Source organism: Streptomyces sp. NPDC092296 (genome assembly GCF_044755465.1).
GTDB lineage: Bacteria > Actinomycetota > Actinomycetes > Streptomycetales > Streptomycetaceae > Peterkaempfera.
On the sequence record NZ_JBIVRB010000017.1, the window covers coordinates 83,147 to 107,534 of the forward strand.

Consider the following 24,388-nt stretch of genomic DNA (forward strand, 5'->3'; position numbering starts at 1 on the left):
TGCGTACTGCGTGCTTGCGCTGGGCGTGCTCGCGCTGGGCGTGCCCGCGCTAGGCGTGCTGGAGGACGTGCTCCGTCCGCAGGGTCTGGAACCGTTCGGCGTGGGCGTGGATCGCCCGGACGATGTCCTGGCTGCGGTCCACCAGCGAGGGGATGCCGAAGGTGAAGAACAGCGTCCCGGCGGCGATGTTCCCCAGGGCGTAGCAGCGGGGCTCGGGTCGGCCGTCCACCGTCAGCCGGCTGGTGGTCCGGGCTATGTAGAGTCCGCCGTGCGGGTGACGGGCCGCCAGGCGGTTGGCCACCAGCGAGTTGACCAGCGGTGCGGCGCTGGTGGGGATCTTGCCCTCGGAGGCGTTGACCGCGTTGATGACGACGTCGACCGGGAAGTCGCCGTCCTCGGCGGTCTCGATGGTGAATCCGCCGTCCGACCGGGGGGAGACCTGCTGGAGCCCGGAGTAGATGGCCAGCTGCCCGTCGTCGGCGAGCCGCAGCAGCTCGCCCGCGCTGCTCGGCGGCATCGGGCAGCAGAGACTCATGATCGTCCGGTAGTGGGTGCGCAGCAGCTCGACCCGGTCCCGCTCGGAGAGCAGCGGCCAGATGTCGGGGCCGGTGTCCGGCACCGCCCGCTGGAGGATGCGCAGCCCGAGGTCGGGCGAGTCCACGGCGGCCATCTGGCGGCGCAGCCGCTCCACGGGCGCCTCGCGGTAGGCCCCGGTGACCTCGCTGACCACCTCGCGGAGGTCGGCGCCGGCCTCGTCGAACTCGGCGCCGATCAGCTCGGTGAGGTCCTGCACCCGCATGCTGGTCTGCCGCCGGGACAGCTGCTGCATCCGTACCGGGGTGACGTGCTTGAGCTCGAAGTGGACCGGCCGCTGCCGCACGCCGGGCAGGATGCCGCGCCGGGAGAGCAGGCTGATCCGGCCCCGGTGGCCGCGGGCGGCCAGCGAGATGATGATGTCGACCGAGGTGAGGCCGCTGCCGATCACCGCCACGTGCTGGTCGGGGGCGACCTCCTGGAGCTTCTGGACGATCGGGTACGGATCGGCGAGGAAGCCCGGCGCGCCCCGCAGCCCGTACACGTCCTTGGGGCTGTCGCCGCCGACGCACAGCACCGCGTAGTCGAAGGCCCGCACCCGGCCGGCTCCGGTGCGCAGCATCACCCGGCCGGCTGCCTGGTTGGCGGCGGTGACGGCCTCGCTCACCAGGTCGACCCGCCAGCCGCGCAGCCGCAGCTTGGCGAGCGCGGCGTGCGCGGTCTGCTCCAGGTACTCGCCGTACTCGGTGCGCGGGGCGAACCGGGCGCCGGCCTGGTGGTCCAGGCCGGCGACCCCCTCCGGCAGCCCGAGTACCCGGTCCCTGGTGATCAGCCAGCGTTCGAAGTGCCGGGGGTCCCCGTGGCGGACCGACATGTCGTCGGGGGTGGCGTTCACCCGGAGGGTCGCGGTGTCCGACTGGTACGCCCGGCCCCGCCACAGGTGCGGCGAGGGCTCGAAGACCGTGAGGCTGCCGGGGCCGGTCTCCCGCTGGGCCAGTGCATCGATCAGGCAGACCGCCGAAGCGCCGCCTCCGATGACTGCGATCGAGATCGCGGATGGCATGGTCAGTCCCCTGCCCCGCTCTGATGTCCGGCGCCATACATGAGCTGTCTCCTCCGCTAGCGAATGGCCTGTGGAAGTGGGGGCCCGGCGCTCCGGGCCGGGGAAGTCCTCAGCGCATCAGGCCCTTGGCAGGACGAGGGTGGCCCTGCATGATCGATGGCTCAGCTGTGCTTGAAGTTCTCCATGGACACGGTGTAGTCGTCGCGGTTGGCGCGGTACCTGATGCAGTAGTCCTGCGGGTACCAGCCGGCCACCTCGAAGCTCTGCGGCTGCTTGATCGGGAAGCAGCCGTTGGTGTTGCTGCCGCTCGACAGGCCGTCGAAGTACGCCTTGGTGATCATCGGCTCCAGGAAGGAGATCTTGGAGTCGTAGGCGCCGTAGATGAAGGTCTTGGTGAACAGCACGTTGTGCCACTCGGGCGAGGTCTGGTCCACCAGGTGGTTGCCCATCGCGACCTCGGCGGTGCCGTTGCTGATGTAGTCCGGCGGCATGTACTGCGCGGGCACCGGCTTGGTGGCGGTGGCGAAGTCGTCGCAGTTCATCACCAGGCCGCAGGAGCCCGCGCGGATCTGGTCGCGCTCGGCCTTCGGCTGGATGTAGAAGTGGAAGTCGAAGTGCTGGACGTCGTAGATGCCCTCCGGGCCGTGGCCCATCAGGTTGAAGTTGACCAGCGCCCACTTGTACGGCACGCCGGGCGCGCTGGTGAGCGCGCCGGGCAGCGGCAGCGGGAACTCGTGGCCGCCCATGCACTCGGTGTGCTCGTCGATCTGGCCGTTGCCGTCGACGTCGTAGCAGTGGTGCTGGTCGGTCATGGTGGTCGGCAGGTTCTGCAGCGTCGGCTTGGGGAAGACGATGCCGATCGCCAGCGGCTTCTGGGCGCTGTCCAGCTGGGCGAAGGTGCGCAGGGTGCCGTTGCCGAGGCTGCTGGGCGCGCCGTAGGAGGCGCACGGCCCGGCGTAGGAGGGGGTGTAGGCGAGGACCGGGTCGGCGGCGACCTGCGGGAGGGTGACCGTCACCTCGGTCGCGGTGCTGGTCGACCCGGTCAGACATATCGTGGTGGGCTGCGTCGGGTTGGACCCGGTGGTGGCGGTGCTCTGGCCGGGCAGCGCCAGCGCGGCGCCGCCGGCCATGGCGGCCACCGCGGCGGCCGCGAGCACGGGTCTGCGGAGCGAGTTGAGGGAGCGGGCCATGATTCAGACTCCTTCGAGTTCGAGTGTGTGGAATCCGCCTTGCAGGAAGATGAGCGGCTGCCGGGAGTCGCAGACGCCGAGCTGCACCACCTCGCCGATCACCATCACGTGATCGCCGACGGTCAGCTCGTCCCGGTAGGCGCACTCCATCCAGGCGGCGCCGTCCAGCAGCAGGGTTCCGGTGGTGTCACCGATCTGGTACGTGGCGTCCCGCAGCGCGACCTGGCGGGTGTCGGGGTCCCGGGCGAAGACTCGGGCGTACGCCTCGGTGTCCCCGTCGAGGATCGACAGCCCCCAGACCCCGGCCGCTCTGAGGTCCGCGAGGAAGCGTGAGTCGTGCCGGAAGCACAGCGTGATGAGGGCAGGGTGGAGGGAGACCGAGTTCAGCGAGTTGACGGTGACCGCGTCATGCTGACGGGTGCCCGACTTGTCCGAGTACGTGCTGACGACGCAGACCCCGGTCGCGAAATGGCGCATGACACTTCGAAGATCCTGGCTCATGTAGCACCTCCTGTGGGAGGGCGGGCGTCCACCGCAGGGCGGACGCCCGCCGCCGTGTTCGGGTGACTCGGCGTCAGCCGAGGTCGGCCCAGCGGCCGGTGCGCCAGCCGTCGAGGTCGTAGTCGTCCATCGCCTTCTGGACGAAGTCGCCGTAGTTGTCGAGCAGCCCGGCCGCCCGGGTCCAGTTCAGGGTGTCCAGCCGGACCTGGTCCGGGCCGCCGGCGTAGTTGAGCTCGTACAGCTCGTGGCGGCCGCCGAACTCGGAGCCGATGGCGTCCCAGGCGAGCTTGAAGAGCTTGGCGCGCTCCTCGGCGCTGCCGCCGGAGCCCCGGTAGTAGCGGTCGAACAGCGGGCGCAGCTCGGCGCTCTGCAGGTCCTTGTTGCTGGACGGGGTCATCAGCAGGGCGCCGGCCAGGTGCTCCTCGAAGAAGCGGTGGGTGCGGTCCCAGCTGATCGGGGCCAGGGCGCGGTAGCCGGCCGAGTAGTCCATCCGGGGCAGTACGGTGCCGCCCTCGCCGGGCTCGGGGTCCATCGCCATGGCGGTGGTGACGGCCCAGGTCTGGTGGCGCCAGGCGAGCAGCTCGCCGAGCCCGGCCTGGACGCCGCGGAACTTGTCGGTGCCGTTGAGCCGGGTGCCCCGGTCCAGGATGCCGGCCATGAACTCCAGCTTCACGGCCATCCGGATCGCGCCCTGGAAGAAGCCGCGGCTCAGCAGGCCGGAGCGCGGGAAGTACTGGTTGATCTTCTCGGTGTCCCGGTAGATCAGCACGTTCTCCCACGGGATGAACGCCTTGTCGAAGACCAGCACCGCGTCGTTCTCGTCGAACCGGCTGGAGAGCGGGTTGTCGAACGGGCTGGCGGCCTTCTGCTCGTACGAGGAGCGGCAGATGACCTTCATCCCGGGGGTGTTCAGCGGCGCCAGGAAGGCCAGGGCCATGTCCTCGGCCTTGCCCTGCTCCAGGTTGGCCAGGTGGATCTGGCCGACGAAGGCCACGTGGGTGAGGGCGGAGGCGGTCGCCATCAGCTTGGCGCCCTCGACGATGATGCCGTCGTCGCGCTCCTCGACCACCCGCAGGTACACATCGGGGATGTCGTGGGCGGCCTTGTGCCGGTCGACCGGCGGGTTGACGATCGCGTGGCTGATCGACAGGCCCTGCCGGGCGTACTTCTCGTACCAGGCGCGGGCGTTGTCACCGAACGGCTCGTAGAAGTCGTGGGTGACCGCCAGGCCGGCCATGAAGGACGCCTTGTAGTCGGGCGTCCGGTTCATGAAGCCGTAGCTGAGCCGCGCCCAGTGCTCGATGGCGTCGCGGGCCTTGACCAGGTCGTCGGCGGTGTGGGCCGGGGTGAAGAAGCGGTGGACCCGGGCACCGGTGTACCGGTCCACCGTGGTCATCATGTCCTTGGTGTCCGGGTGGTGCAGCGCGTCGTACAGGTGAGCCGTCGAGCGGGCGGCGTTGCGGAACGCCGGGTGCTCGGTGACGTCCTTGACCAGCTCACCGTCGATGTACACCTGGCGGCCGTCGCACAGGCTCTCCAGGTAGGTGTCGCCGGTCAACAGGTCGTTGGGCGCCTCGACGCCCGACTGTTCCGGGTCGGTAGCAGCCTGAGCCATGGTGGTTCCTCTCTGGATTCGAACGTGCGGGCAGCGGTGCGACTACCGGTACCGCGGGGGACGGGGCCGCCCTCGGCCGCCGGCCGAAGGGGCCCGGTGCGGTGGTCTCCTGGCCTGCGGCTGTCCGGGGCCAGAGGCTGCGGCCCTCGTGGGGCTGTGGTGACAAAACTAGGCAAGGATTCCGGGTCGCAGTTGCGCTGTCGCGCACGGCATCTGGCAACTCCGTGCACACCGGGTGCCACCGGTCCGCCGGGCGCCGGCGGACGGCTCCGGGCGCCCTGGGGAGAGGGCCGCGCACGGGTGGCGCGGGCGCGTTCGGGGGCCGGGGCGATGGGCCCCCACCTGCGCCGACGGCGTGAAGGAATTCTTCCGCGCGGCCATTCATCCGGCCGGGGAAAGCGCATACGAATCTATTGCCGCGATTTTTTTGCCGCCCTTGCCGCAGACTCTTGATCAGCGGCGACTTGTTCTTTCCGGGGCGCGAGAATGGCGAACGGACCGGGCTTGCGGCGATATCCCGGCCGCCGGCCCGGCCGTTGCACGGCATGCGAACGGACGGACGAGCGGGCGGGCCGGGCGGGCCGGGCGGGCCGGGCGGGCCGGGCGGGCGGGCGGGGACGCTGTGCGGACGGGGGAGGTGCGCGGACGGGGAGGTGCGCGGGTGGGGACGGCAGGGCACGGCGGGGCGGCCCGGGGCGGTCGGGTCGCCACCGCGGCCGCCGGCGCTGCCCAGGCCGGTCCGTCGGCGGCCTGGCGCAGCGATGGGGGGTAGGGGTCGGGTCAGGCCCGGACGGCGAAGAGCACCAACTCCCGCAGCTCCGCCCACCGCTCGTCCATGTCCTTGCGCTGGTGCAGGGTGGCGGAGACGTGCTGCATGCCGAAGAAGCCGGTGACGAAGACCCGGGCCACCGCGGCCGGGTCCACTCCGGCCCGCAGCTCTCCGGCGTCCTGGGCCTCGCTGAACAGCAAGGTCATCAGCTCGATCCAGCCCGCGTAGGGGGTGGGCAGCGGCAGGCCGATGAGGCTGTTCTCGATCTGGAGCCGGGCGCCGGCCTGGACGACGATGTCATGGGCGAACGCGTCCGCCGCCCCGTCGAGCACGGCCATGGCGGTGTCCAGCGCGCCCAGGCGCTGGGCCCGGACCCCTTCGAGCAGGACGGACCAGCGGGCGTAGTGCCCCTCCACCACCGCGACGGCGAGCAGGTCCTTGCTGGGGAAGTGGAAGTAGACGGCGCCCTTCGTCATGCCGATGCGGGTGGCGACGTCCTGGACCGAGGTGCCCTTGAAGCCGTGCTCGGCGAACAGCTCCGCCGCGCACAGCAGGATCTTGGCCCGGGTGCGCATCGCCCGGTCCTGGGAAAGGTCGGGGCTCTGGCCCGCACGGGAGGGATGGATCTCCCAGCCCGGTACGGGGGATGACGGTTTCACGCTAATGCCTCTCCTGGGGGCCGGGGGCCTGCTGCGGGGAGCAACAGGTAAAGCGGGTTGCAAGACCTCTTGTTATATACATTCCGGAAGGTATATTTTGGCCGCGCAAGAGACCGGTACGACAAGCATCGACGCACGGCCTCGATCAATCATGCCCGACTGGGGGACCGGTACGCATGGGGGCGAGGCGTTCGACCGGCATCTGCGCACGGGGGGATCGACCGGCTCACGTCGGGGCGGGGCGCGCGCACTGCGTACAACCCGCCCGCACCACTGCGTAGTCGGCGTGGTCCCGAGGACGCGCAACCTCACCCATGCGAGCAGCCGCACCTCGACCGCATCCCGTACGCCATCCTCGCCGGGCGCCCGCCGCGCGGATCGCCACCGCTGCCCGACCGTCGCCAGGACGACAACCTCACACCCATGTCCGGGAGGAGCACGTCCATGTCCGATGTCATGCCCGAAATACTCTCGCCGCTGCACACCCTCGGCACCCTCTCCGCCCCGCGAGCAAGCCTGACCCCAGCCGTCGGACGGCGGATCACCCCCGCCGACGTGCACAAGACGACCGACACCGAGGTACTGCTGACCGGCTCCCGCAGACTGGGCGAGGACCGGTTCGAGGTGGCGGCGCACTGGCCCCGCAACCACTTCCTGCACCAGAGCGCCGTCGATCCCGGCATCGACCCGCTGCTGATGATGGAGACGGTGCGGCAGTCCGCCATCCACTTGTCCCATGAATTTTACCATGTACCTGACACTTTTCCATTCGTCATGCTCTCCCTGGAGGTCGATCTCGACCCGGCGACCGCGATCGGCGGCGGCTCCCCGCTCCCGCCGCCTATCCTGCTGACGGTGACCCTCACCCGGACCACCGCCCACGCACACCGCCACCAGCTGGCACTGGACGCCGACATCCGCATCGCCGGCCGGCCCTGCGGCCGGGCCAGCACACGGTGGGAGGCGATGGACCCGCGCTGCTACCACGCACTGCGCCGCCGAGGCCGCGCCCAGGCCCCCACCGACAGGGACGCCGCGGAGCGCCCCCCGGTGCTCCCGCTGCCGCCCGCCGTCCTCGGCTACGAGCACCAGCGGGACGTACTGCTGGCCGCCAGCACCGCCGACACCGCCGGCACCTGGCTGCTGGACCTGGACCGCAGCCACCCGGTGCTGTTCGAGCACTCCTCGGACCACATCCCGGGAATGGTGCTCGCAGAAGCGTTCCGGCAGGCCTGCCTGCTGACCGGCGGGGCCAACCCGGCCGCGCACCACCGGTTCACCACCGGGAGGATCACCTTCGAGACGTTCGGTGAACTCGACCCCCCGGTGGCCATCACCGTACGGCCCGAACCCTCCGGCACCGTCCACCTGACCGCCGTACAGCAGGGCCGGCAACTCGCCACCGCCCAGCTGCACGGAGCCCGGAGGAACCGCGACGACAGCCTCGTCGCGCCGCAGCGGGAGGTCACCCCGTGTTGACGCGCCCTCAAGCCACCCCGGTGCCGGTACCGTTACCGCCGCCTCCGGCCCGCACCCTGCTGGACAACGTCGCCGACATCACCCGCCTGGCCGAGGAGACCGGGCCGCTGCTGGAGCAGCAGCACCGGCTCACCCCCGAGCTGGCCGAAGCACTCAGCACGGCCGGCTTCGCCCGGCACTTCGTCCCGGCCCGCTGGGGCGGCACGGCCGGGGACTTCGCCACCGCCACCGCCGCGAGCGCCCTGCTGGGCGAGTGCTGCACCTCCACCGCGTGGTGCGCCAGCCTGTACGCGGCCCACGGCCGGCTGGCCGCCTACCTGCCCGAGGCCGGACAGCGCGACCTGTGGGCGGCCTCGCCCGATGTGCGGATCGCCGCCGCGATCGTCCCGCCGCCCGGCGGCGCGACCCGCGTCCCCGGCGGCTGGCGGCTCAGCGGCCGGTGGGCACCGGCCAGCGGCGCCGACCACGCGCACTGGGCGCTGCTGGCCGCCGACACCGACACCGACGGCGGGGGGCGGGAGCGCAGGATCTTCGCCCTGCCCCGGACCGACTACGAAGTGCTGGACACCTGGCGCAACATGGGCCTGAAGGGCACCGGCAGCAACACCGTCGCCGTCAAGGGCGCCGTCGTCCCGGCGTACCGGTCCTTCACCCTGGCAGGGCTCGACCAGGTGCGGCCCGGGGTGGCGCGCTGCCACGCGGTCCCCCTCAAGCTGGTGTCCTCGCTCCAGTTCGCCGCCCCGATCCTCGGCGCGACCCGGGCCGCGCTGCGCATCTGGACCGCCGACATGGCGGCCCGGCGCAGCCCGGACGGCCGACCCGCCCGCGACCTGCCCACCGTCCAGCAGGTGCTGGCCCGCTCCTCGGCCGACATCCACGTCGCCGGGCTGCTGATGGAGTACGCCTGCCGGCGGGCGGACCACGCCGAACCCACGCCGCTCACCGTCGCGGAGAACCTGCGCGACCTCGCGGTGGCGGCCGACCTGTGCGCCACCGCCGCCGGGCAGCTGCTCCGCGCCTCCGGCGCCCACGCCCAGCGCCAGACCGACCCCATGCAGCGCCGCTGGCTGGACGTCATCTCCGCCTGCGGCCACGCCGCCCTCGACCTCAACACCGCCGCCACCCTCCACGCCCACGCCACCTTCCCCTCCTGACCCCCCTTCCGGCCCCGACCCCGCCCGGGGCCGGGGCCGACCGGCGCGGAACCCGCCTCCGCGATCAGTCGCAGGCGGCTTGCACGGCACGCAGGAAAGCCGGCCACTGTCCGCCGCCGGCCCCGCCGCGCCGTGAGCCGTGGAGCCGCGGGGTCCGCCTCAGCGGGCGGGGGACGACGTGATCGGTTCACGGCACCTTGCGGAGCACCAGCGTGCTCCAGTGCACCTCCGCGCGGCCGTGGAGGTCCGACCGCTCAGCGCGGTGGACCGTCCGCAGGCCGCACCGGGCCGCCAGGGCGGCGGTCTCGTCGGCGGAGACGTCGAACATGCGCCGTCCGACCGGGACCGGGCCGTGCCGCAGCGACATGACCACCTGGCCGGCCGGTCTCAGCAACTCGGGCAACCGGCGCATGGCGGCGGTGCGCTCCGGCGCGTCCAGGTGCATCCACACGGCGGTCAGCAGCACCAGGTCGAAGTCCCCGGACAGCGTGGGCAGCGCCGGCAGGGCGTCATCGACCCAGGTGACGGCGGTGTCGGGGTGGAGGCGCCGCCCGATCTCCCGCAGCTCCGGCGTGGGCTCGACGGCCACCACCCGATGCCCGCGAGCGGCCAGTGCGGCGGCGTCCCGACCGGTGCCGGCCCCGATGTCGGCCACCCGGCTCGGAACGGCCGGCAGCCACGCCAGCACTTCGCGGTGCACCGCCTCGAAGGCCACTCCCTCATACTGACGGGCCAACGCCTGGGCATCCTCCCCGTACCCCGCCGTCCCCGCCACGTCCACTCCCCCACCCCGCCCGGCTGTCCCCATACCCGCACGCTACGACATCCCCCTCGACCGCTCCCAGCCCCTGTCGACCAGGCATGGGCTACCAGGAGACCCAGCTACGCGAAAGGTGACCGATGAAACTCGCGACGTTCGATACCGGCGCCGGGCAGCATGTCGGTTGCGTCGACGGTGACGAAGTGGTGGACCTGACGGCGGCCGATCCGTCGCTGGCGACGGTGATCGAACTGCTGGAGCGCGATCCGAGGAAGGTGCGGGCTACCTCCGGCTCCGCCCCCAGGCTGCCGCTGTCGGGGGTGAAGCTGTGCGCACCGGTGCCCCGGCCGCCCAAGTTCCTCGCCATCGGTTACAACTACGCCGCGCATCTCGAAGAGACCCACATGGAGCGGCCCAGCCGCCAGGCCTGGTTCAACAAGCAGCAGACCAGCATCATCGGGCCCGGCGATCCCATCTGGGTCCCGGCGATCGCCCCGGACGAGGTCGACTACGAGGGCGAACTCGCCGTGGTGATCGGCAAGCGCTGCAAGAACGTCCCGAACGACGAGCACGCGGTGCTGGACGTCATCGCGGGGTTCACCATCGTCAACGACGTGAGCGTGCGCGACTGGCAGGCGCTTGAGCCGGGCATGGTGGTCAGCAAGTCCTTCGACACCCACGGCGCGATCGGCCCGTGGATCGTCACCCCGGACGAGATCGGTGACCCGCTCGACCTGCGGCTGCGTACATACGTCAGTGGCGACTTGCGCCAGGACGGACATACGGCGGACATGCTGTTCAACCTCTACGAGCAGGTCGCCTACCTGTCCAGTGCGTTCACCCTGGAGGTCGGCGACGTCCTGTCCACCGGCACCCCGAGCGGCATCGCCTGGCACCGGCCCGGCAGGTACCTCAAGGCGGGCGACACCGTCCGCATCGAGATCGAGAAGATCGGAACGCTGGAGAACCCCGTCATCGACGAACCCCACTGACCACCCGCACCTTGGACAACCGACGTGCTTGCGTTCTCCGTCTCGTCTCCTACCTGAGGCAAAAGACGCCCCCAGCCATGATCGACTGGGGGCGTTCTTACTGGTCAGACTATGAGCCGCGTGTCGGATTCGAACCGACGACCCTCGCTTTACAAGAGCGACGCTCTGGCCAGCTGAGCTAACGCGGCGTGGTGGCCGTCCGCAGCGGACCACGGCGGCACCGGCATGGAGTCTACCGGGGTGGTGGGGTGGTGGGGGCGGGGAACGGATCTTTGGGGTGGGGGGATGGGGCAGTAGCGGGGGGTGTGTCGTGAATGTCACCGGATTGATGCCCAAATCGGTGGCAGGGAGGTGCTGACAAGGAAAGGAACGCCGGGTAGCGTCGGGTGAGTCGGCCTGCAAGTGGACTAGACCACTGCGGTCGGCCGTCACATCGACCTTTACTCGGATCGTCCGGCACGTTCCTGCCGGTGGAGGAGTGCCCCACCATGGCTTCTGTCACGTACGACAAGGCAACCCGTGTGTACCCGGGCGGCGAGCGCCCGGCCGTCGACCAGCTGGACCTGGACATCGCGGACGGTGAGTTCCTCGTCCTGGTCGGCCCGTCCGGCTGTGGCAAGTCGACCTCGCTGCGCATGCTGGCCGGCCTGGAGGACGTCAACGGCGGCGCCATCCGCATCGGTGACCGCGACGTCACCCACCTGCCGCCGAAGGACCGGGACATCGCCATGGTGTTCCAGAACTACGCGCTCTACCCGCACATGACCGTCGCGGACAACATGGGCTTCGCCCTGAAGATCGCCGGCGTCAACAAGGCCGAGATCCGCAAGAAGGTCGAGGAGGCCGCGAAGATCCTCGACCTCACCGACTACCTGGACCGCAAGCCGAAGGCGCTCTCCGGTGGTCAGCGCCAGCGTGTCGCGATGGGCCGTGCGATCGTCCGGGAGCCGCAGGTCTTCCTGATGGACGAGCCGCTGTCCAACCTGGACGCCAAGCTCCGGGTGTCCACCCGTACCCAGATCGCCTCGCTCCAGCGCCGCCTGGGCATCACCACCGTGTACGTCACCCACGACCAGGTCGAGGCGCTGACCATGGGCGACCGGGTCGCGGTGCTCAAGGACGGCCTGCTCCAGCAGGTGGACAGCCCGCGCAACATGTACGACAAGCCGGCCAACCTCTTCGTCGCGGGCTTCATCGGCTCCCCGGCGATGAACCTGGTCGAGGTGCCGATCGTCGACGGCGGCGTGAAGCTCGGCAACGCGGTGGTCAACGTCTCCCGCGACGTCGTCGCCGAGGCCGCCAACGCCGGCGACCGTACGGTGACCGTGGGCATCCGCCCCGAGCACCTGAACGTCGTCTCCGCCGAGGGCCTGAGCAAGGGCTCCCAGGGCCTGGCCGTGACCGTCAACGTGGTCGAGGAGCTCGGCGCCGACGGCTATGTGTACGGCTCCGCGCACGTCGGCGGCGAGACCAAGGACCTGGTCGTCCGGGTGCACGGCCGCCAGATCCCGATGAAGGGCGAGACCATCCACGTCGTGCCGGTGGCCAACGAGACGCACGTCTTCTCCACCAGCAGCGGCAAGCGCCTCACCGACTGACCCGCAGTCCGCCAGGAAGGCCCCGCCGGACACCGTCCGGCGGGGCCTTCCCGCGTTCCCGCCCAACTGGGCGGCGTCAACCGGAAGTCGGGACGAAACGGACGCCAATCACTCTTCCGTGTTACAGAATGTCGCGGATTCGTCACCTCTCGCTACGATCCAGGGCGTGAAGCAGCTCGCACGCCGCATCGGCAAGACCATCGCATTCGCGCTGCCGGTCGTCCTGGTGACGACCGGCACCCTGGCCGTCACCCGCGTTCCGTGGGCGCCGCCGACCTCCTCCGACCACCAGGTGCTCGCCGCGGCCGCCGCCGACGGCACCATCGGCATCACCCCGGACCGGACCGACCGGCCGGCCAAGCACGCGTCCCCCGAGGACGCGCTGCGCGACCGCCTGCTGAAGGACCTCCGGCGGCACGACCCGGGCACCGCGCTGACCATGCTGGACCGTTCCATGCGGGAGCACCCCTCGCTCACCCCGTACTGCACCGGCTTGGCGCAGGACCTCGGCCGCGCCGCCGTGCGCAAGTACCACGGCGACGTACGACGGGCCCGCTCCTTCGCCCGCCCGGTCTGTGACGGCTCGTTCGCGGCGGGCGCGGTCGACGCCGGCCACTGAGCACCCCGGCGCCCCGGCATCCGGGCCCGCTGCGCCCCGCCGGCGACTACGGCCTCCCCGCAGTCGCCGGCGGGGTCCCGCCTGCCCGCCCAGGGCCGCGCTAACAGGCGTCCCGGGCCGGACCGGAGCCCGCCGGGCGCCCCTTAGGGTGGCTCCATGACCGCTGATCTCACGCAGCCCCCTGCGGCGAACCCGGCCGCCCCCACCGTCACCCAGGCCGTCATCCTGGCGGGCGGCCAGGGGTCCCGGCTGCGCCCGTACACCGACGACCGGCCCAAGCCGCTGGTCGAGATCCCCGGCACCGGGGTGCCCATCATCGGGCACCAGATCGCCTGGCTCGCCGAGGAGGGCGTCACCGATGTCGCCGTCTCCTGCGGACACCTCGCTCAGGTGCTCCAGGACTGGCTGACCCAGGCCGAACTGCCGGTCAATGTGACCACGGTGGTGGAGACCGAGCCGCTCGGCCGGGGTGGCGGCCTGAAGTACGCGGCCAAGGCGCTCCCCCGGCCCGACGAGCCCTGGTACGCCACCAACGGCGACATCTGGACCCGGTTCTCGCTGCGCGACATGGCCGCCTTCCACCACGAGCGGGCCGCCGTCGCCACCCTGGCGCTGGCCCGGCCGCGCATCCCGTGGGGCGCCGTGGAGACGGACCGGTTCGGCAACATCCTGGACTTCGTGGAGGCGCCGCCCTCCCCGTTCCTGATCAACGCCGGTCTGTACGTCTTCTCAGCGGGCTTCAGCGCCCTGCTGCCCGACGTGGGCGACCATGAGCGCACCACCTTCCCGCAGCTGGCCCGCGAGCGGAAGCTGGCCGGCTACCAGCTGCCGCAGGGCTGCTACTGGCGGGCCATCGACACCGCCAAGGACCTCACCGAGGCCGCCCGGGAACTCGCCTCCGTCCGAGGCGCCATCAAGGACTGACCGTACCCGCACAGACGCGCGCAGGCCGTACGCACACAGACCGTACGTGAAAGACGGCGGCGGCCGTCCCCCCGGGGGAACCGGGAGGGCACGGCCGCCGCCGTCCGCAGTGTCACCGGATCGGGCCGTCAGGCGAGACCGACCGGAGTCGCCGGGTGCCCGCCGCCGGGCATTCCCAGCACCGGCATCCCGCCGATGGTGTCGCTGCCCAGCAGACCGCCGATCACCCCGCCGTCGCCCTTGGACGACTGCGACGGGCCGGGGTTCTGGCCGGGCGACGTGGTGCCGCCGACCGCCGGGGCCTGGGTGTGCGACGGGCTCACACCGCCGTGCTGCGGGCTGCCGCCGCCCGGCGCCGCTCCCCCGGTCGTGGTGCGGGAGGGCTGCCCGCCGGGCACGGCGCTGTGCTGCGGCGTGGCGGGCGGCGGGGTGGACGTCCGCGCGGACGGGCGGGCCGACGGGTGGACCGACGGCGGCGCGGACGGGTGCGCCCCGCCGGTGGGGGCGGTGGAGGCACCGCCGCTGGGCCGGTCGGCCGGCCAGGTGGGCTTGCCGTAGTCCGTGGGCGGCGCCGGGTGCTGCGGCACCACCGTGGTGGACACCACGCCGGTGCGCACCGCAGTGCCCAGCACCGAGCCCAGCAGCAGGCTCAGCCCGACCACCATGAAGGACAGCACCGCGCCCCGGCGCAGCACCCGCCGCCGCATCCGGCCCACCGTGGCGGCCGGACCGAGCCGCCGCCACGCCTCCAGCGCCAGCCTGCCGTCGACCGAGCCGAACGGCGCCCCCGCGATCAGCAGCGGGCTCCAGGCGGCCAGGTAGATGAAGTCGGGCGCGTCGTACGCGGGCACGGCCCGCCAGCTGACGGTCAGCAGCAGCGCCACCGAGAGCAGTGTCGCGGCGGCGGCCGCGGCCCGCTGCCAGAGGCCGAGCACCGAGAGCACGCCCACCACGATCTGGGTGAACGCCACCGCGAGCCCGGCGCCCACCGGGTGGGCCATGGCGAAGTCCAGCAGCGGCTGGGCGAAGCTCCAGGGGTGCAGCGAGCCGAGCCAGCGCATCATGGAGCCGCGGTCGCCGCCGTCGAAGTAGACGGGGTCGCACAGCTTGCTGAAGCCCGCGTACACCGAGATGCAGCCGAGGAAGACCCGCAGCGGCAGCAGGACCAGGCCCAGGTCGACCTTGCGGCCGGGGTAGCGGACGTGGTGCGCGAGGTCGCCGGGCGCCTGGGACCAGCTCTCGTCGTACTCCGGCTCGTACTCCTCGCCGCCCGGCGTCCAGACGACCGGGGGCAGCTCGGGCAGCGCGCGCTCGGCCGGCGGCCGGGAGCCGTGGCCGCCCTGCTGCGGCACACTGCGGCCGTACGGGCTGCTGTCGGCGGCGGCGAGGCGGGGCAGCAGCCGGGTGGTGCTCTGCTCGCCGTCCTGGGCGGCGGCGGGCTGGGGGACCAGCCGGACCGCGTCCAGCAGCCGGGTGGCCGCCAGGTCGCCGGGGGACGCCTGGCCGCTCCAGGTGACGGGGGTGACCCTGCCCTTGCGGCGCGGCGCGGCGGGGCCGCCGGCGCCCACCAGGGCCATGGCCGGGGGTGCGGCGAAGGCCGGGGGCGCGTAGGGGCCGCCGTACGAGGAGCTGTACGCGGGCGCGTCGATGAGCGGGGCGACCGGCGTCCCGAGTCGGACCCGGAAGCTGGCGTGCGAGCCGCCGAGCCGCACCGGGTCGCTCGGCACCTTGATGGTGCTCAGCTCGGGCTGTTCGCCTATCCCAGCGGAGCGTCCCCCCTGGGAACGGGGAGGTGTTCTGGTGTCCACACCCCACTAACCGAGTGACGCGCCATTAGGACACCCCCCGGAGCGCAACCCGCCCCGATCGGGCAGACCGCGGGCGCCCGGCCACCGGCCGTCCCGGGCGGGGCGCGGGGCCTGCGGGCCTGGTCGGACGGGCGTGGCGGCCTTGGCGGGGGCGTCAGGGGCAGGCGCGCGCCCCCGAACGCGCGGGGGCGCGTTCGGGGGGCGTGCGCGCCGTACGGGGGCGTGCCCGACCGGGCAGCGGCGCCGTCGTTCAGCGGGCGGTGTCGTCAGCGGGCGGTGCCGTCAGCGGGCGGCGCGCAGCCGGGCCGCCTCGTAGAACACGATGCCGGCCGCGACACCGGCGTTGAGCGACTCGGTCTCGCCCGGCATCGGGATGCGGACGGTCAGGTCGCAGGTCTCGGAGACCAGCCGGGACAGGCCCTTGCCCTCCGAGCCGACCACGATCACGACCGGGCCGGACAGCGCGTCCAGGTCACCGATCTCGGCCTCGCCGTCGGCGGCCAGGCCGACCACCATCAGGCCGGCCTTCTGGTAGCCCTCCAGCGCGCGGGTGAGGTTGGTGGCGCGGGCCACCTGGACCCGGGCGGCGGCGCCGGCCGAGGTCTTCCAGGCGCCGGCGGTCATCCCGGCGGCGCGCCGCTCGGGGATCACCACGCCATGGCCGCCGAAGGCGGCGGCGGAGCGGACCACGGCGCCGAGGTTGCGCGGGTCGGTGACGCCGTCCAGCGCGACGATCAGCGGGTCCTCGCCGGCGTCGGCGGCGGTCTCCAGCAGGTCCTCGGGGTGGGCGTACTCGTACGGCGGGACCTGGAGGACCAGGCCCTGGTGGTTGAGGCCGCCGGTCATCTGGTCCAGCTGCGGGCGCGGGGCCTCCATCAGCGGCAGGCCGCGGTCGTTGGCCGCCTGGAACGCCTCGCGGACCCGGTCGTCGGTGTCGATGAACTGCATCACGTATAGCGCGGTCGCCGGGACGCCGCCGCGCAGCGCCTCGACCACGGAGTTGCGGCCGACGACCAGCTCGGCGGCACCGGCGCCGCCGCGCCCGCCACGGGGCGCCCCGCCGGCCCGGCGCATGCCGCCACGGGCCTTGGCGTCACGCTCGCGCTTGAGGGCGGCGTTGGCGGCGCGCTGCTTGGGGTGGCCCTTGCGGGCCTCGGCGGGCGGGGTCGGGCCCTTGCCCTGGAGTGCCTTCCGGCTGTGGCCGCCGGTACCGACACTGGCGCCCTTCTTGGACCCCGGGTTGCGGCGGTTCCTGCGCTGGCTGTTGCCGGCCATGGGTGTACGTCCTGTCCTACTCGTCAGGTGGGGTGGGCCCGCAGTGAGGTGGGCCGCACCGGGTGCGGTGCGGCCCACCTCACTGCGAGTCCGCCTCGGTGGTCTATGGGTTGCTGATCGTCCAGCGGGGGCCGGACGGGGTGTCCTCGATGGCCAGGCCCGCCTGGCCGAGCTGGTCGCGGATGGCGTCAGCGGTGGTGAAGTCCTTGCGGGCCCGCGCCGCCTGCCGCTGCTCCAGCACCAGGCGTACCAGGCTGTCGACCACGCCGTGCAGGTCGTCACCGCGCTCGGTGTCGGCCCACATGGCGTCCAGCGGGTCGAGGCCCAGCACTCCGAGCATCGCACGGACCTCGGCCAGCCGGGCCATCGCGTTGTCCTTGTCGTCCGCGGTGAGGGCGGAGTTGCCCTGCCGGACGGCGGTGTGCACCACGGCGAGCGCCTGCGGGACGCCCAGGTCGTCGTCCATCGCCTCGCTGAAGGCGGGCGGGATCTCGGCGGCCGGCTCCACGGCGCCGCAGCGCTCCACGACCCGCTGTACGAAGCCCTCGATCCGGCCGAAGGCCGACTCGGCCTCGCGCAGGGCCTCCTCGCTGTACTCGATGGTGGAGCGGTAGTGCGGGGCGGCCAGGTAGTAGCGGAGCACGATCGGGCGCCAGCGCTGCACCATCTCGGAGACCAGCACCGAGTTGCCCAGCGACTTGGACATCTTCTCGCCGCTCATGGTGACCCAGGCGTTGTGCATCCAGAAGTTGGCGAAGTCGTCGCCGTACGCCCGGGACTGGGCGATCTCGTTCTCGTGGTGCGGGAAGATCAGGTCGATGCCGCCGCCGTGGATGTCGAAGGCGCTGCCCAGGTACTTGTGGGCCATCGCGGAGCACTCCAGGTGCCAGCCGGGCCGGCCGCGGCCCCAGGGGGTCTCCCAGCTGGGCTCGCCGGGCTTCACGGCCTTCCACAGGGCGAAGTCCCGGGGGTCGCGCTTGCCGGTCTCGCCCTCGCCGGAGGGCTGGCGGAGGTTGTCCAGCTCCTGGTTGGAGAGCGAGAGGTAGTCGGGGAAGGAGCGCACGTCGAAGTAGACGTTCCCGTCGGCGGCGTAGGCATGGCCGCGCTCGATCAGGGTGCGCATCATCTCGACCATTTCCGGCACATGGCCGGTCGCGCGCGGCTCCACGGTGGGCGGCAGGCAGCCGAGGACGGCGTAGGCGTCGTTGAAGGCCCGTTCGTTGGCGTAGGAGATCTGCCACCAGGGCTGACCGAACTCATGCCCCTTGGCGATCACCTTGTCATCGATGTCGGTGACATTGCGGCAGAAGGTGACCTGGTAGCCCCGGTGGCCGAGCCAGCGCCGCAGCACGTCGAAGTTGAGACCGGACCTGATGTGGCCGATGTGCGGAGCGGCCTGCACGGTCGCTCCACACAGGTAGATCGAGGCCCGACCCGGCACGAGCGGGGCGAAGTCGCGTACCTGGCGGGTGCTGGTGTCGTACAGGCGAATGCTCACAGCGTCAAGCGTAGTGGGAAACCGGCGGTGCCCCGCGACCTGTGCGCCACGGGGCGGTCACGACTTCCGGCCGGAGCCGTCGGCTACAGGTGGTTGACGACCCTGGCGGGCCTGATCCGGACGACCACCCGGACGTCGTCGGGGCCGTCGAAACCGTAGTCCTTGCCGGTGTACTTGTGGGACAACTCGTCGATCAGCTCCCGGCCGCCCTCGGTGCTGAGGGTCGCCTCGCCGCGCACCTCGACATAGGTGTACGGGGCCTCCGGCGGGTTGATGACCAGCGAGACCCGGGGGTCCTTGACGATGTTGAGGTGCTTGCGGCGGCCCTGCAGCGTGGAGAACAGCACGTCGTCGCCGTCACGCTTCACCCAGATGACCGACAGCTGCGGGCTGCCGTCGGGCTGGAGGGTGGCGACGGTGGCGAAGCTCTTGGCGTCCAGCAGTTCCTTGGCCTTGTCGGACAGTGGCACGGACACGCGCGACCCCTCTTCGTCGGTTGCTGACACGGCGTACTGCACGGAAGTGGTTCCCCGCCATCCAAACACCCGGGGGTGGCGAGCGCGACCGATCCACGCCCTTCCGGGGCCCCGGCAGCGCCCTCCGACCCGGCAGCGCCCTCCGGCCCGGCTGCGCCCTTCCGGGCGGTCACTGCGCCAGGTACACCAGCGCGGTGGCGACGGCGGCCAGGCCCTCGGCCCGTCCGGTCAGCCCCAGCCCGTCGGTGGTGGTGCCGGAGACCGACACCGGAGCGCCCACGGCGGCGGAGAGCGCCGCCTGGGCCTCCGCGCGCCGCTTGCCGATCTTCGGCCGGACCCCGATGACCTGGATCGCGATATTGCCGATCCCGAAGCCGGCCGCGCGCACGATCCGGGCGGCCTCCGCGAGCAGCGTCACCCCGGAGGCGCCGGACCACTCGGGCCGGTCGGTGCCGAAGTGCGCGCCCAGGTCGCCCAGGCCGGCGGCGGAGAACAGCGCGTCGCAGGCGGCGTGCGCGGCCACGTCGGCGTCCGAGTGGCCGGCCAGCCCGGCCGCGGCACCGGGCCACTCCAGCCCGGCCACCCAGAGCGGGCGGCCGGGCTCGAAGGCGTGCACATCGGTGCCGATGCCGACCCGGGGAAGCAGCGGCTCAGAAGCCATCGGTGGCCCTCCTGCGGGCGAGTACGGCCTCGGCCAGGACGAGGTCCAGCGGACGGGTGACCTTGAACGCCTCGCCGTGGCCCGGCACGACCACGACCCGGCCGCCGAACCGCTCGACCAGGCCGGCGTCGTCGGTGATCGGCGGCAGCGAGCCGGCGGACTCCTCGGTCAGCGCCCGCTCGTGCACCGACCGCAGCACCTCGCGGCGGAAGCCCTGCGGGGTCTGCACGGCGCGCAGCACCGAGCGGTCGGGGGTGTCGAGCACCGGCTCGGGGCCGCCGCCGGGGCGGGGATCGACGCGCTTGACGGTGTCGGCCAGCGGCACCGCCGGGACGACGGCGTCGGCGCCGCCGCGTACCGCGTCCACCACCGCGTCCACCACCTCCACCGGGACCAGCGGGCGGGCGGCGTCGTGCACCAGGACCACGTCCACGTCGTCGGGGACGGCCGCGAGGCCGAGCCGGACCGACTCCTGGCGGGTGGCGCCGCCCGCGACCACCCGGACGTCCTTGCCGGGCAGGCCGTGGTCGGCCAGCAGGGCGGCCACCTCGGCGACGCCGCCGGGGGGTGCGGCGACCACGACCAGGGCGACGGCGCGGGAGCGGGTCAGGGCCCGTACGGCGTGCACCAGGATGGGGACCCCGCCGAGTTCGCGCAGGGCCTTGGGGGCACCGGGGCCCAGTCGTTCGCCCCGACCGGCGGCGGGGACCACTGCTGCGGCGTTCAGGTTTCGTTCCTTCGGCGATGTGGGTATGGCCAAGGCGTGCCGGACCGGGCCCGCTCGCCTCAGGGCGAGTATCCCTTCCGTGACGGTCCGGGGCGGCACCGGGGAGTGAAGGAACAGTGGGGGCCGGCGGACGCGCCGGGCGTACGCGTGGGTGGTGCCGCGCGGACGTGCGCCCTCGGAGGCTTTGGGGGGCGCGGGCGTCCGGGAACGCCTCAGCGCCCGGAGTGCCGCGCCGACGTACGAGAGGTACGCGGGCGCATCGCACCGGGCGCTGAGGCGACGACGGGTCGACACCGGCGGTCAGGGGACCGCGGCGGCGCACCGAGCGAGGTGGTCGCCTCTGGATCAGGAGGCGAGGACCTCGTCGAGCAGCGTTTCGGCCTTGTCCTCGTTGGTGTTCTCGGCGAGCGCCAGCTCACTCACCAGGATCTGCCGGGCCTTCGCCAGCATCCGCTTCTCGCCGGCGGAGAGGCCGCGCTCCCGCTCACGGCGCCACAGGTCGCGCACAACCTCTGCGACCTTGATGACGTCGCCGGAGGCGAGCTTCTCGAGATTGGCCTTGTAGCGTCGGGACCAGTTGGTGGGCTCCTCGGTGTACGGTGCGCGAAGCACCTCGAAGACGCGGTCCAGGCCCTCCTGGCCGACCACGTCGCGCACGCCTACGAACTCTGCGTTCTCCGCGGGCACGCGCAGCGTCAGGTCGCCCTGCTGCACCTTGAGCACCAGGTAGGTCTTGTCCACACCTTTGATCTGGCGGGTTTCGATGGCCTCGATCAGCGCGGCCCCGTGATGGGGGTAGACCACGGTGTCGCCAACCTTGAACGTCATGTGACAGGTACCCCTTCCGTGGCTTTCCAGAATAACACGGGTTCGGCTGTATCCGAAGGGCGTTTTCGCAGGTCAGGGCGGGTCTCAGGGCTTGACAAGCGCCCCCGTGGCGTGCTGCGACCCCTGTTCGAGACCCGTTTACCGCAGGTGGGAAGCGGTTCGGCCGCTCGGTGAAACCGCGCCGAAACCCTCATTGGATCTTCTTTTCGCCCGTGTCCGGATCGTGATCGGATGCGGCGTCCGTGTGGTGCGGTGCTGTTCCTGGTCGGCATACGCACAGGTGGGGACGGACGGGCGCACTTCGGGCGTACGCGCCGCCATCGGACGTCGCGCGCCGTGTGCCGAGGCTCACAGCGCCGTCCGGCACGCCGGGCGACCCGGGTCGCGACCCGGACCCACCTCCCGACACGGACCCACCCCCCGACACGGACCCACCCCGTGAGGAGCGGAAGAGGGCGGTCGGTAATCTAGGGCCGTCCCAACCGGACGCCCGCCCGCCGGATGTCCGCACCCACGTCCAAGGAGAAGCCGCCGCCGTGAGCCGTAGCCTTCGACGCGGCGCCATCGCCGCTCTCGTCCTGGCGATTGCGCCGCTGTCCGCCTGCGCCGCCTCCAACGACGCGGAGACGCTCCAGGTCAGGCCGGACAACGCGGCCGCCTCCATCGGCACCACCCTCAAGCTGAACAACATCCTGCTGGTCACCAAGGCGGCCGAGGGCGCCGACCAGAGCGAGTCCGGCCCGGCGGCCGTCAGCGTCAACATCAGCAACGCCGGCTCCACCGCGCAGGTGCTGAAGTCGGTCACCGTGGGCGACGCGGGCACGGCCGAGTTCACCGGTCCGGACGGGGGCACGGTGCGGGAGATCACCGTCCCGGCGGGCGGCTCGGTGCTGCTCGGCGGTCCCGGCCAGCCGTCGGTGCGGGTCACCGACGCCAAGGTGCAGCGGGGCGGCTTCGCTCCGGTGACCTTCTCCTTCGACTCGGCGGGCTCGGTCAAGACGGAGGCGGCCGTGGTCAGCGGCACCGGCGACTACTCGTCCTTCGCGCCGAGCGCCCCGGCCGCCGCCGGGAGCTGACCCGCGCGCCAGACGGTACGCGCCAGACGGTACGCAGCACACGGTACGCAGCGCGACGCCCCCGGGAGCAGCCGAAGCGCTCCCGGGGGCGCGCGTACACCGGGCGGCCGCCGGGGACAGCCGCCGGCCCGGTCAGGGCTCGAACTTGTAGCCGAGCCCGCGCACGGTGACCAGGTAGCGCGGGGCGCCCGGGTCCGGCTCGATCTTGGCCCGCAGCCGCTTGACGTGCACGTCCAGCGTCTTGGTGTCACCCACGTAGTCGGCGCCCCAGACCCGGTCGATCAGCTGCATCCGGGTGAGCACCCGGCCGGCGTTGCGCAGCAGCATCTCCAGCAGGTCGAACTCCTTGAGCGGCAGGTCGACCTTGCCGCCGTCCACGGTCACCACGTGCCGGTCCACGTCCATCCTGACCGGTCCGGCCTCCAGCGCGCCGGGGCCGCCGACCGCCGCCGAGCCGCCCTCCTCGCCCCGGCGGCGGAGCACCGCGCGGATGCGGGCGACCAGCTCCCGGGTGGAGTACGGCTTGGTGACGTAGTCGTCGGCGCCTATCTCCAGGCCGACCACCTTGTCTATCTCGCTGTCCTTGGCCGTCACCATGATCACGGGGACGCTGGAGCGGGTGCGCAGCTGGCGGCAGACCTCGGTGCCGGGCAGTCCGGGCAGCATCAGGTCCAGCAGGACCAGGTCGGCGCCGTTGCGTTCGAACTGCTCCAGCGCGTCCGGACCGGTGGCGGCGACGGCCACCTCGAAGCCTTCCTTGCGGAGCATGTAGGACAGTGCGTCGCTGAACGATTCCTCGTCCTCGACGACGAGCACTCTGGTCACGGAAGGACCTCCGGGGCAGTGGTGGCGGGGGTGGGCTCCGGCACGGGCGCGGAGTCGTGGGGGTGGGGGTGGGAGTGGGGACCGGGCTGGTACGCGGTGCTGCCGGACGGCGCGGGCGCCGGGGGTTCCGGCGTGCCGGCGGGGGCCTTCCCGGCGGGCAGCCGCAGGGTGAAGGTGGAGCCCTGGCCCTCCACGCTCCACACCGAGACGGTGCCGCCGTGCGAGGCGGCAACGTGCTTGACGATGGAGAGGCCGAGCCCGGTGCCGCCGGTGGCGCGGGAGCGGGCCGGGTCGACCCGGTAGAACCGCTCGAAGATCCGCTCCCGGTCCTTCTCCGAGATGCCGATGCCCTGGTCGCTGACCGAGATCTCCACCAGGACGGAGCCGTCGGCGTAGCCCTTGTCGTCCACGCCGGCGACCGTACGGGCGGCGACCGCGACCCGGGTGCGGGGGGTGCTGTAGTTGACCGCGTTCTCCACCAGGTTGCCGAGCGCGGCGGCGAGCTGGCCCCGGTTGCCGCGCAGGTGGAGGCCGGTGGTGCCGCCGGCGGCCATGGTGATCTGCTTGGCGGCGGCCTGGTGCCGGCAGCGGTCCATGGCCTCGGCGACCAGCTCGTCCACCGCGACCGGTTCCAGGTCGGCGAGCTGCTGGTCGTCCTGGACCCGGGAGAGGTCGATGATCTCCTGGACCAGGCTGGTCAGCCGGGTGGACTCGATCTGCATCCGGCCCGCGAAGCGGCGTACCGCCTCCGGGTCGTCGCTGGCGTCCTGCACTGCCTCGGAGAGCAGGGAGAGGGCGCCGACCGGGGTCTTGAGCTCATGGCTGACGTTGGCGACGAAGTCGCGGCGTACGGCTTCGATCCGGCGGGCTTCGGTGAGGTCGTCCACCAGCACCAGCACCAGCCGGGAGCCGAGCGGAGCGACCCGGACCGCGACCGCCAGCGGGTCGCCCGCCCGGGTGAGCCCGGGTTTGGGCAGGTCCAGTTCGACCTGCCGTATCTCGCCGTCCCGGCGGGTGGTCCTGGCCAGGGCCAGGATCTCGTCCACCGCCATCCCGCCGCCGCGGACCAGGCCCATGGCGTACGCGGAGGAGCTGGCCTTGACGACCTCGTCGCCGTCGCCCAGCACGATCGCGCAGGAGCGCAGCACCGAGAGCACGGTGTCCACGCCCGGCGGGAGGGTTGACTCGGGGGGCGCTCCGGCCCGACTGCGCGCCTGCTCGCGCTCGCTCCACCGGAAGGCGAGTGCGGCCGTGAGGCCGACGCCGAGCCCGGCCATGGCGCAGGCTGCGGCGGCAGCCGCGTTCACGTCCATACCGCCAGCCTAAGCGCACCGCGCTGACCAGCCCCAAGACCCTG

22 protein-coding genes and 1 tRNA gene are annotated in these 24,388 nt (G+C 72.4%); 7 read left to right on the top strand and 16 right to left on the bottom strand.

The features are described from left to right. Positions 1–49 precede the first annotated feature (49 nt). From ACIQGZ_RS26215 to ACIQGZ_RS26235, 5 genes are all read right to left on the bottom strand, one after another. Positions 50–1,597, bottom strand: coding sequence for an FAD/NAD(P)-binding protein (locus ACIQGZ_RS26215; protein ID WP_402606252.1), 1,548 nt, complete (start codon positions 1,595–1,597; stop codon positions 50–52). A 161-nt stretch (positions 1,598–1,758) separates the two neighbouring features. Beyond that, entirely contained in the window at positions 1,759–2,787 is a 1,029-nt protein-coding gene (locus ACIQGZ_RS26220) for a hypothetical protein (protein ID WP_402606254.1), read from the bottom strand. A 3-nt stretch (positions 2,788–2,790) separates the two neighbouring features. Beyond that, on the bottom strand, positions 2,791–3,264 hold the full coding sequence (locus ACIQGZ_RS26225; RefSeq protein ID WP_402606257.1) for a flavin reductase family protein: 474 nt from the start codon (positions 3,262–3,264) through the stop codon (positions 2,791–2,793). A 97-nt stretch (positions 3,265–3,361) separates the two neighbouring features. Continuing rightward, positions 3,362–4,903: a 4-hydroxyphenylacetate 3-hydroxylase family protein gene (locus tag ACIQGZ_RS26230; RefSeq protein ID WP_402606259.1), complete on the bottom strand. Its 1,542-nt coding sequence runs from the start codon at positions 4,901–4,903 to the stop codon at positions 3,362–3,364. A gap of 780 nt (positions 4,904–5,683) precedes the next feature. Next, positions 5,684–6,331, bottom strand: a complete 648-nt coding sequence (locus ACIQGZ_RS26235) for a ScbR family autoregulator-binding transcription factor (RefSeq protein WP_402606260.1) — start codon at positions 6,329–6,331, stop codon at positions 5,684–5,686. Between the two features lie 444 nt (positions 6,332–6,775). Between ACIQGZ_RS26235 and ACIQGZ_RS26240 the strand changes: the two genes are divergently transcribed. Beyond that, positions 6,776–7,810, top strand: a complete 1,035-nt coding sequence (locus ACIQGZ_RS26240; RefSeq protein WP_402606263.1) for a ScbA/BarX family gamma-butyrolactone biosynthesis protein — start codon at positions 6,776–6,778, stop codon at positions 7,808–7,810. Between the two features lie 20 nt (positions 7,811–7,830). Continuing rightward, entirely contained in the window at positions 7,831–8,964 is a 1,134-nt protein-coding gene (locus tag ACIQGZ_RS26245) for an acyl-CoA dehydrogenase family protein (RefSeq protein ID WP_402606265.1), read from the top strand. Between the two features lie 187 nt (positions 8,965–9,151). Here ACIQGZ_RS26245 and ACIQGZ_RS26250 read toward each other — a convergent pair whose 3' ends face one another. After that, positions 9,152–9,772, bottom strand: coding sequence for a class I SAM-dependent methyltransferase (locus ACIQGZ_RS26250; RefSeq protein WP_402606268.1), 621 nt, complete (start codon positions 9,770–9,772; stop codon positions 9,152–9,154). Between the two features lie 92 nt (positions 9,773–9,864). Between ACIQGZ_RS26250 and ACIQGZ_RS26255 the strand changes: the two genes are divergently transcribed. Then, a complete protein-coding gene (locus tag ACIQGZ_RS26255; protein ID WP_402606270.1) occupies positions 9,865–10,716 on the top strand; it encodes a fumarylacetoacetate hydrolase family protein in 852 nt (283 codons plus the stop codon). 114 nt (positions 10,717–10,830) lie between these two features. On the opposite strand, the gene ACIQGZ_RS26260 is transcribed toward ACIQGZ_RS26255, so the two are convergent. Further along, a tRNA-Thr gene (locus ACIQGZ_RS26260) sits at positions 10,831–10,904 on the bottom strand. A 300-nt stretch (positions 10,905–11,204) separates the two neighbouring features. Between ACIQGZ_RS26260 and ACIQGZ_RS26265 the strand changes: the two genes are divergently transcribed. The 3 genes from ACIQGZ_RS26265 (at position 11,205) to ACIQGZ_RS26275 (ending at position 13,857) form a co-directional block, all read left to right on the top strand. Further along, entirely contained in the window at positions 11,205–12,314 is a 1,110-nt protein-coding gene (locus tag ACIQGZ_RS26265; RefSeq protein WP_402606272.1) for an ABC transporter ATP-binding protein, read from the top strand. A gap of 166 nt (positions 12,315–12,480) precedes the next feature. Beyond that, the gene (locus ACIQGZ_RS26270) at positions 12,481–12,933 is read left to right on the top strand and encodes a hypothetical protein (protein ID WP_402606274.1); all 453 of its coding nucleotides are present in this window, start codon (positions 12,481–12,483) and stop codon (positions 12,931–12,933) included. A gap of 156 nt (positions 12,934–13,089) precedes the next feature. After that, positions 13,090–13,857, top strand: a complete 768-nt coding sequence (locus ACIQGZ_RS26275) for an NDP-sugar synthase (RefSeq protein WP_402606276.1) — start codon at positions 13,090–13,092, stop codon at positions 13,855–13,857. A gap of 128 nt (positions 13,858–13,985) precedes the next feature. Here the strand turns inward: ACIQGZ_RS26275 and ACIQGZ_RS26280 are convergent, their stop codons facing one another. The 7 genes from ACIQGZ_RS26280 to ACIQGZ_RS26310 form a co-directional block, all read right to left on the bottom strand. Then, the gene (locus ACIQGZ_RS26280; RefSeq protein WP_402606279.1) at positions 13,986–15,584 is read right to left on the bottom strand and encodes a DoxX family membrane protein; all 1,599 of its coding nucleotides are present in this window, start codon (positions 15,582–15,584) and stop codon (positions 13,986–13,988) included. Between the two features lie 363 nt (positions 15,585–15,947). Further along, complete coding sequence (gene rlmB, locus ACIQGZ_RS26285; RefSeq protein WP_402606282.1) at positions 15,948–16,940, bottom strand: 23S rRNA (guanosine(2251)-2'-O)-methyltransferase RlmB; 993 nt, start codon at positions 16,938–16,940, stop codon at positions 15,948–15,950. Between the two features lie 103 nt (positions 16,941–17,043). Continuing rightward, positions 17,044–18,438 (bottom strand): cysteine--tRNA ligase, encoded by a 1,395-nt coding sequence (cysS, locus tag ACIQGZ_RS26290; RefSeq protein WP_402606284.1) that lies wholly within the window; start codon positions 18,436–18,438, stop codon positions 17,044–17,046. 83 nt (positions 18,439–18,521) lie between these two features. Further along, complete coding sequence (locus ACIQGZ_RS26295; protein WP_402606286.1) at positions 18,522–18,914, bottom strand: PPOX class F420-dependent oxidoreductase; 393 nt, start codon at positions 18,912–18,914, stop codon at positions 18,522–18,524. Positions 18,915–19,083: 169 nt separating this feature from the next. After that, the gene (ispF, locus tag ACIQGZ_RS26300; protein WP_402606288.1) at positions 19,084–19,575 is read right to left on the bottom strand and encodes a 2-C-methyl-D-erythritol 2,4-cyclodiphosphate synthase; all 492 of its coding nucleotides are present in this window, start codon (positions 19,573–19,575) and stop codon (positions 19,084–19,086) included. Then, positions 19,565–20,335 carry a 2-C-methyl-D-erythritol 4-phosphate cytidylyltransferase gene (ispD, locus tag ACIQGZ_RS26305; protein WP_402606291.1) on the bottom strand — a complete coding sequence of 257 codons (771 nt, stop codon included), beginning with the start codon at positions 20,333–20,335 and terminating at the stop codon, positions 19,565–19,567. Before ispD ends, ispF begins: the two co-directional genes overlap by 11 nt. Before the next feature lie 312 nt (positions 20,336–20,647). Beyond that, positions 20,648–21,130: a CarD family transcriptional regulator gene (locus tag ACIQGZ_RS26310; RefSeq protein WP_014136563.1), complete on the bottom strand. Its 483-nt coding sequence runs from the start codon at positions 21,128–21,130 to the stop codon at positions 20,648–20,650. Between the two features lie 536 nt (positions 21,131–21,666). Here ACIQGZ_RS26310 and ACIQGZ_RS26315 point away from each other — a divergent pair. Beyond that, a complete protein-coding gene (locus ACIQGZ_RS26315) occupies positions 21,667–22,206 on the top strand; it encodes a DUF461 domain-containing protein (protein ID WP_402606293.1) in 540 nt (179 codons plus the stop codon). 132 nt (positions 22,207–22,338) lie between these two features. Here the strand turns inward: ACIQGZ_RS26315 and ACIQGZ_RS26320 are convergent, their stop codons facing one another. Continuing rightward, a complete protein-coding gene (locus ACIQGZ_RS26320; protein ID WP_402606295.1) occupies positions 22,339–23,031 on the bottom strand; it encodes a response regulator in 693 nt (230 codons plus the stop codon). Continuing rightward, positions 23,028–24,344 (bottom strand): sensor histidine kinase, encoded by a 1,317-nt coding sequence (locus tag ACIQGZ_RS26325; protein WP_402606298.1) that lies wholly within the window; start codon positions 24,342–24,344, stop codon positions 23,028–23,030. Before ACIQGZ_RS26325 ends, ACIQGZ_RS26320 begins: the two co-directional genes overlap by 4 nt. Positions 24,345–24,388: the final 44 nt, after the last annotated feature.

Bases quoted from the DNA above. Each gene is read 5' to 3' on its own strand.
- ACIQGZ_RS26310 (WP_014136563.1), bottom strand. From the start codon at position 21,130: ATGACGTTCAAGGTTGGCGACACCGTGGTCTACCCCCATCACGGGGCC.
- ACIQGZ_RS26275 (WP_402606276.1), top strand. From the start codon at position 13,090: ATGACCGCTGATCTCACGCAGCCCCCTGCGGCGAACCCGGCCGCCCCC.
- ACIQGZ_RS26250 (WP_402606268.1), bottom strand. From the start codon at position 9,772: ATGGGGACAGCCGGGCGGGGTGGGGGAGTGGACGTGGCGGGGACGGCG.
- ispF (WP_402606288.1), bottom strand. From the start codon at position 19,575: ATGGCTTCTGAGCCGCTGCTTCCCCGGGTCGGCATCGGCACCGATGTG.
- ACIQGZ_RS26215 (WP_402606252.1), bottom strand. From the start codon at position 1,597: ATGCCATCCGCGATCTCGATCGCAGTCATCGGAGGCGGCGCTTCGGCG.
- ACIQGZ_RS26225 (WP_402606257.1), bottom strand. From the start codon at position 3,264: ATGCGCCATTTCGCGACCGGGGTCTGCGTCGTCAGCACGTACTCGGAC.
- ACIQGZ_RS26220 (WP_402606254.1), bottom strand. From the start codon at position 2,787: ATGGCCCGCTCCCTCAACTCGCTCCGCAGACCCGTGCTCGCGGCCGCC.
- ACIQGZ_RS26230 (WP_402606259.1), bottom strand. From the start codon at position 4,903: ATGGCTCAGGCTGCTACCGACCCGGAACAGTCGGGCGTCGAGGCGCCC.
- ACIQGZ_RS26255 (WP_402606270.1), top strand. From the start codon at position 9,865: ATGAAACTCGCGACGTTCGATACCGGCGCCGGGCAGCATGTCGGTTGC.
- ACIQGZ_RS26240 (WP_402606263.1), top strand. From the start codon at position 6,776: ATGTCCGATGTCATGCCCGAAATACTCTCGCCGCTGCACACCCTCGGC.
- rlmB (WP_402606282.1), bottom strand. From the start codon at position 16,940: ATGGCCGGCAACAGCCAGCGCAGGAACCGCCGCAACCCGGGGTCCAAG.
- ACIQGZ_RS26325 (WP_402606298.1), bottom strand. From the start codon at position 24,344: ATGGACGTGAACGCGGCTGCCGCCGCAGCCTGCGCCATGGCCGGGCTC.
- ACIQGZ_RS26265 (WP_402606272.1), top strand. From the start codon at position 11,205: ATGGCTTCTGTCACGTACGACAAGGCAACCCGTGTGTACCCGGGCGGC.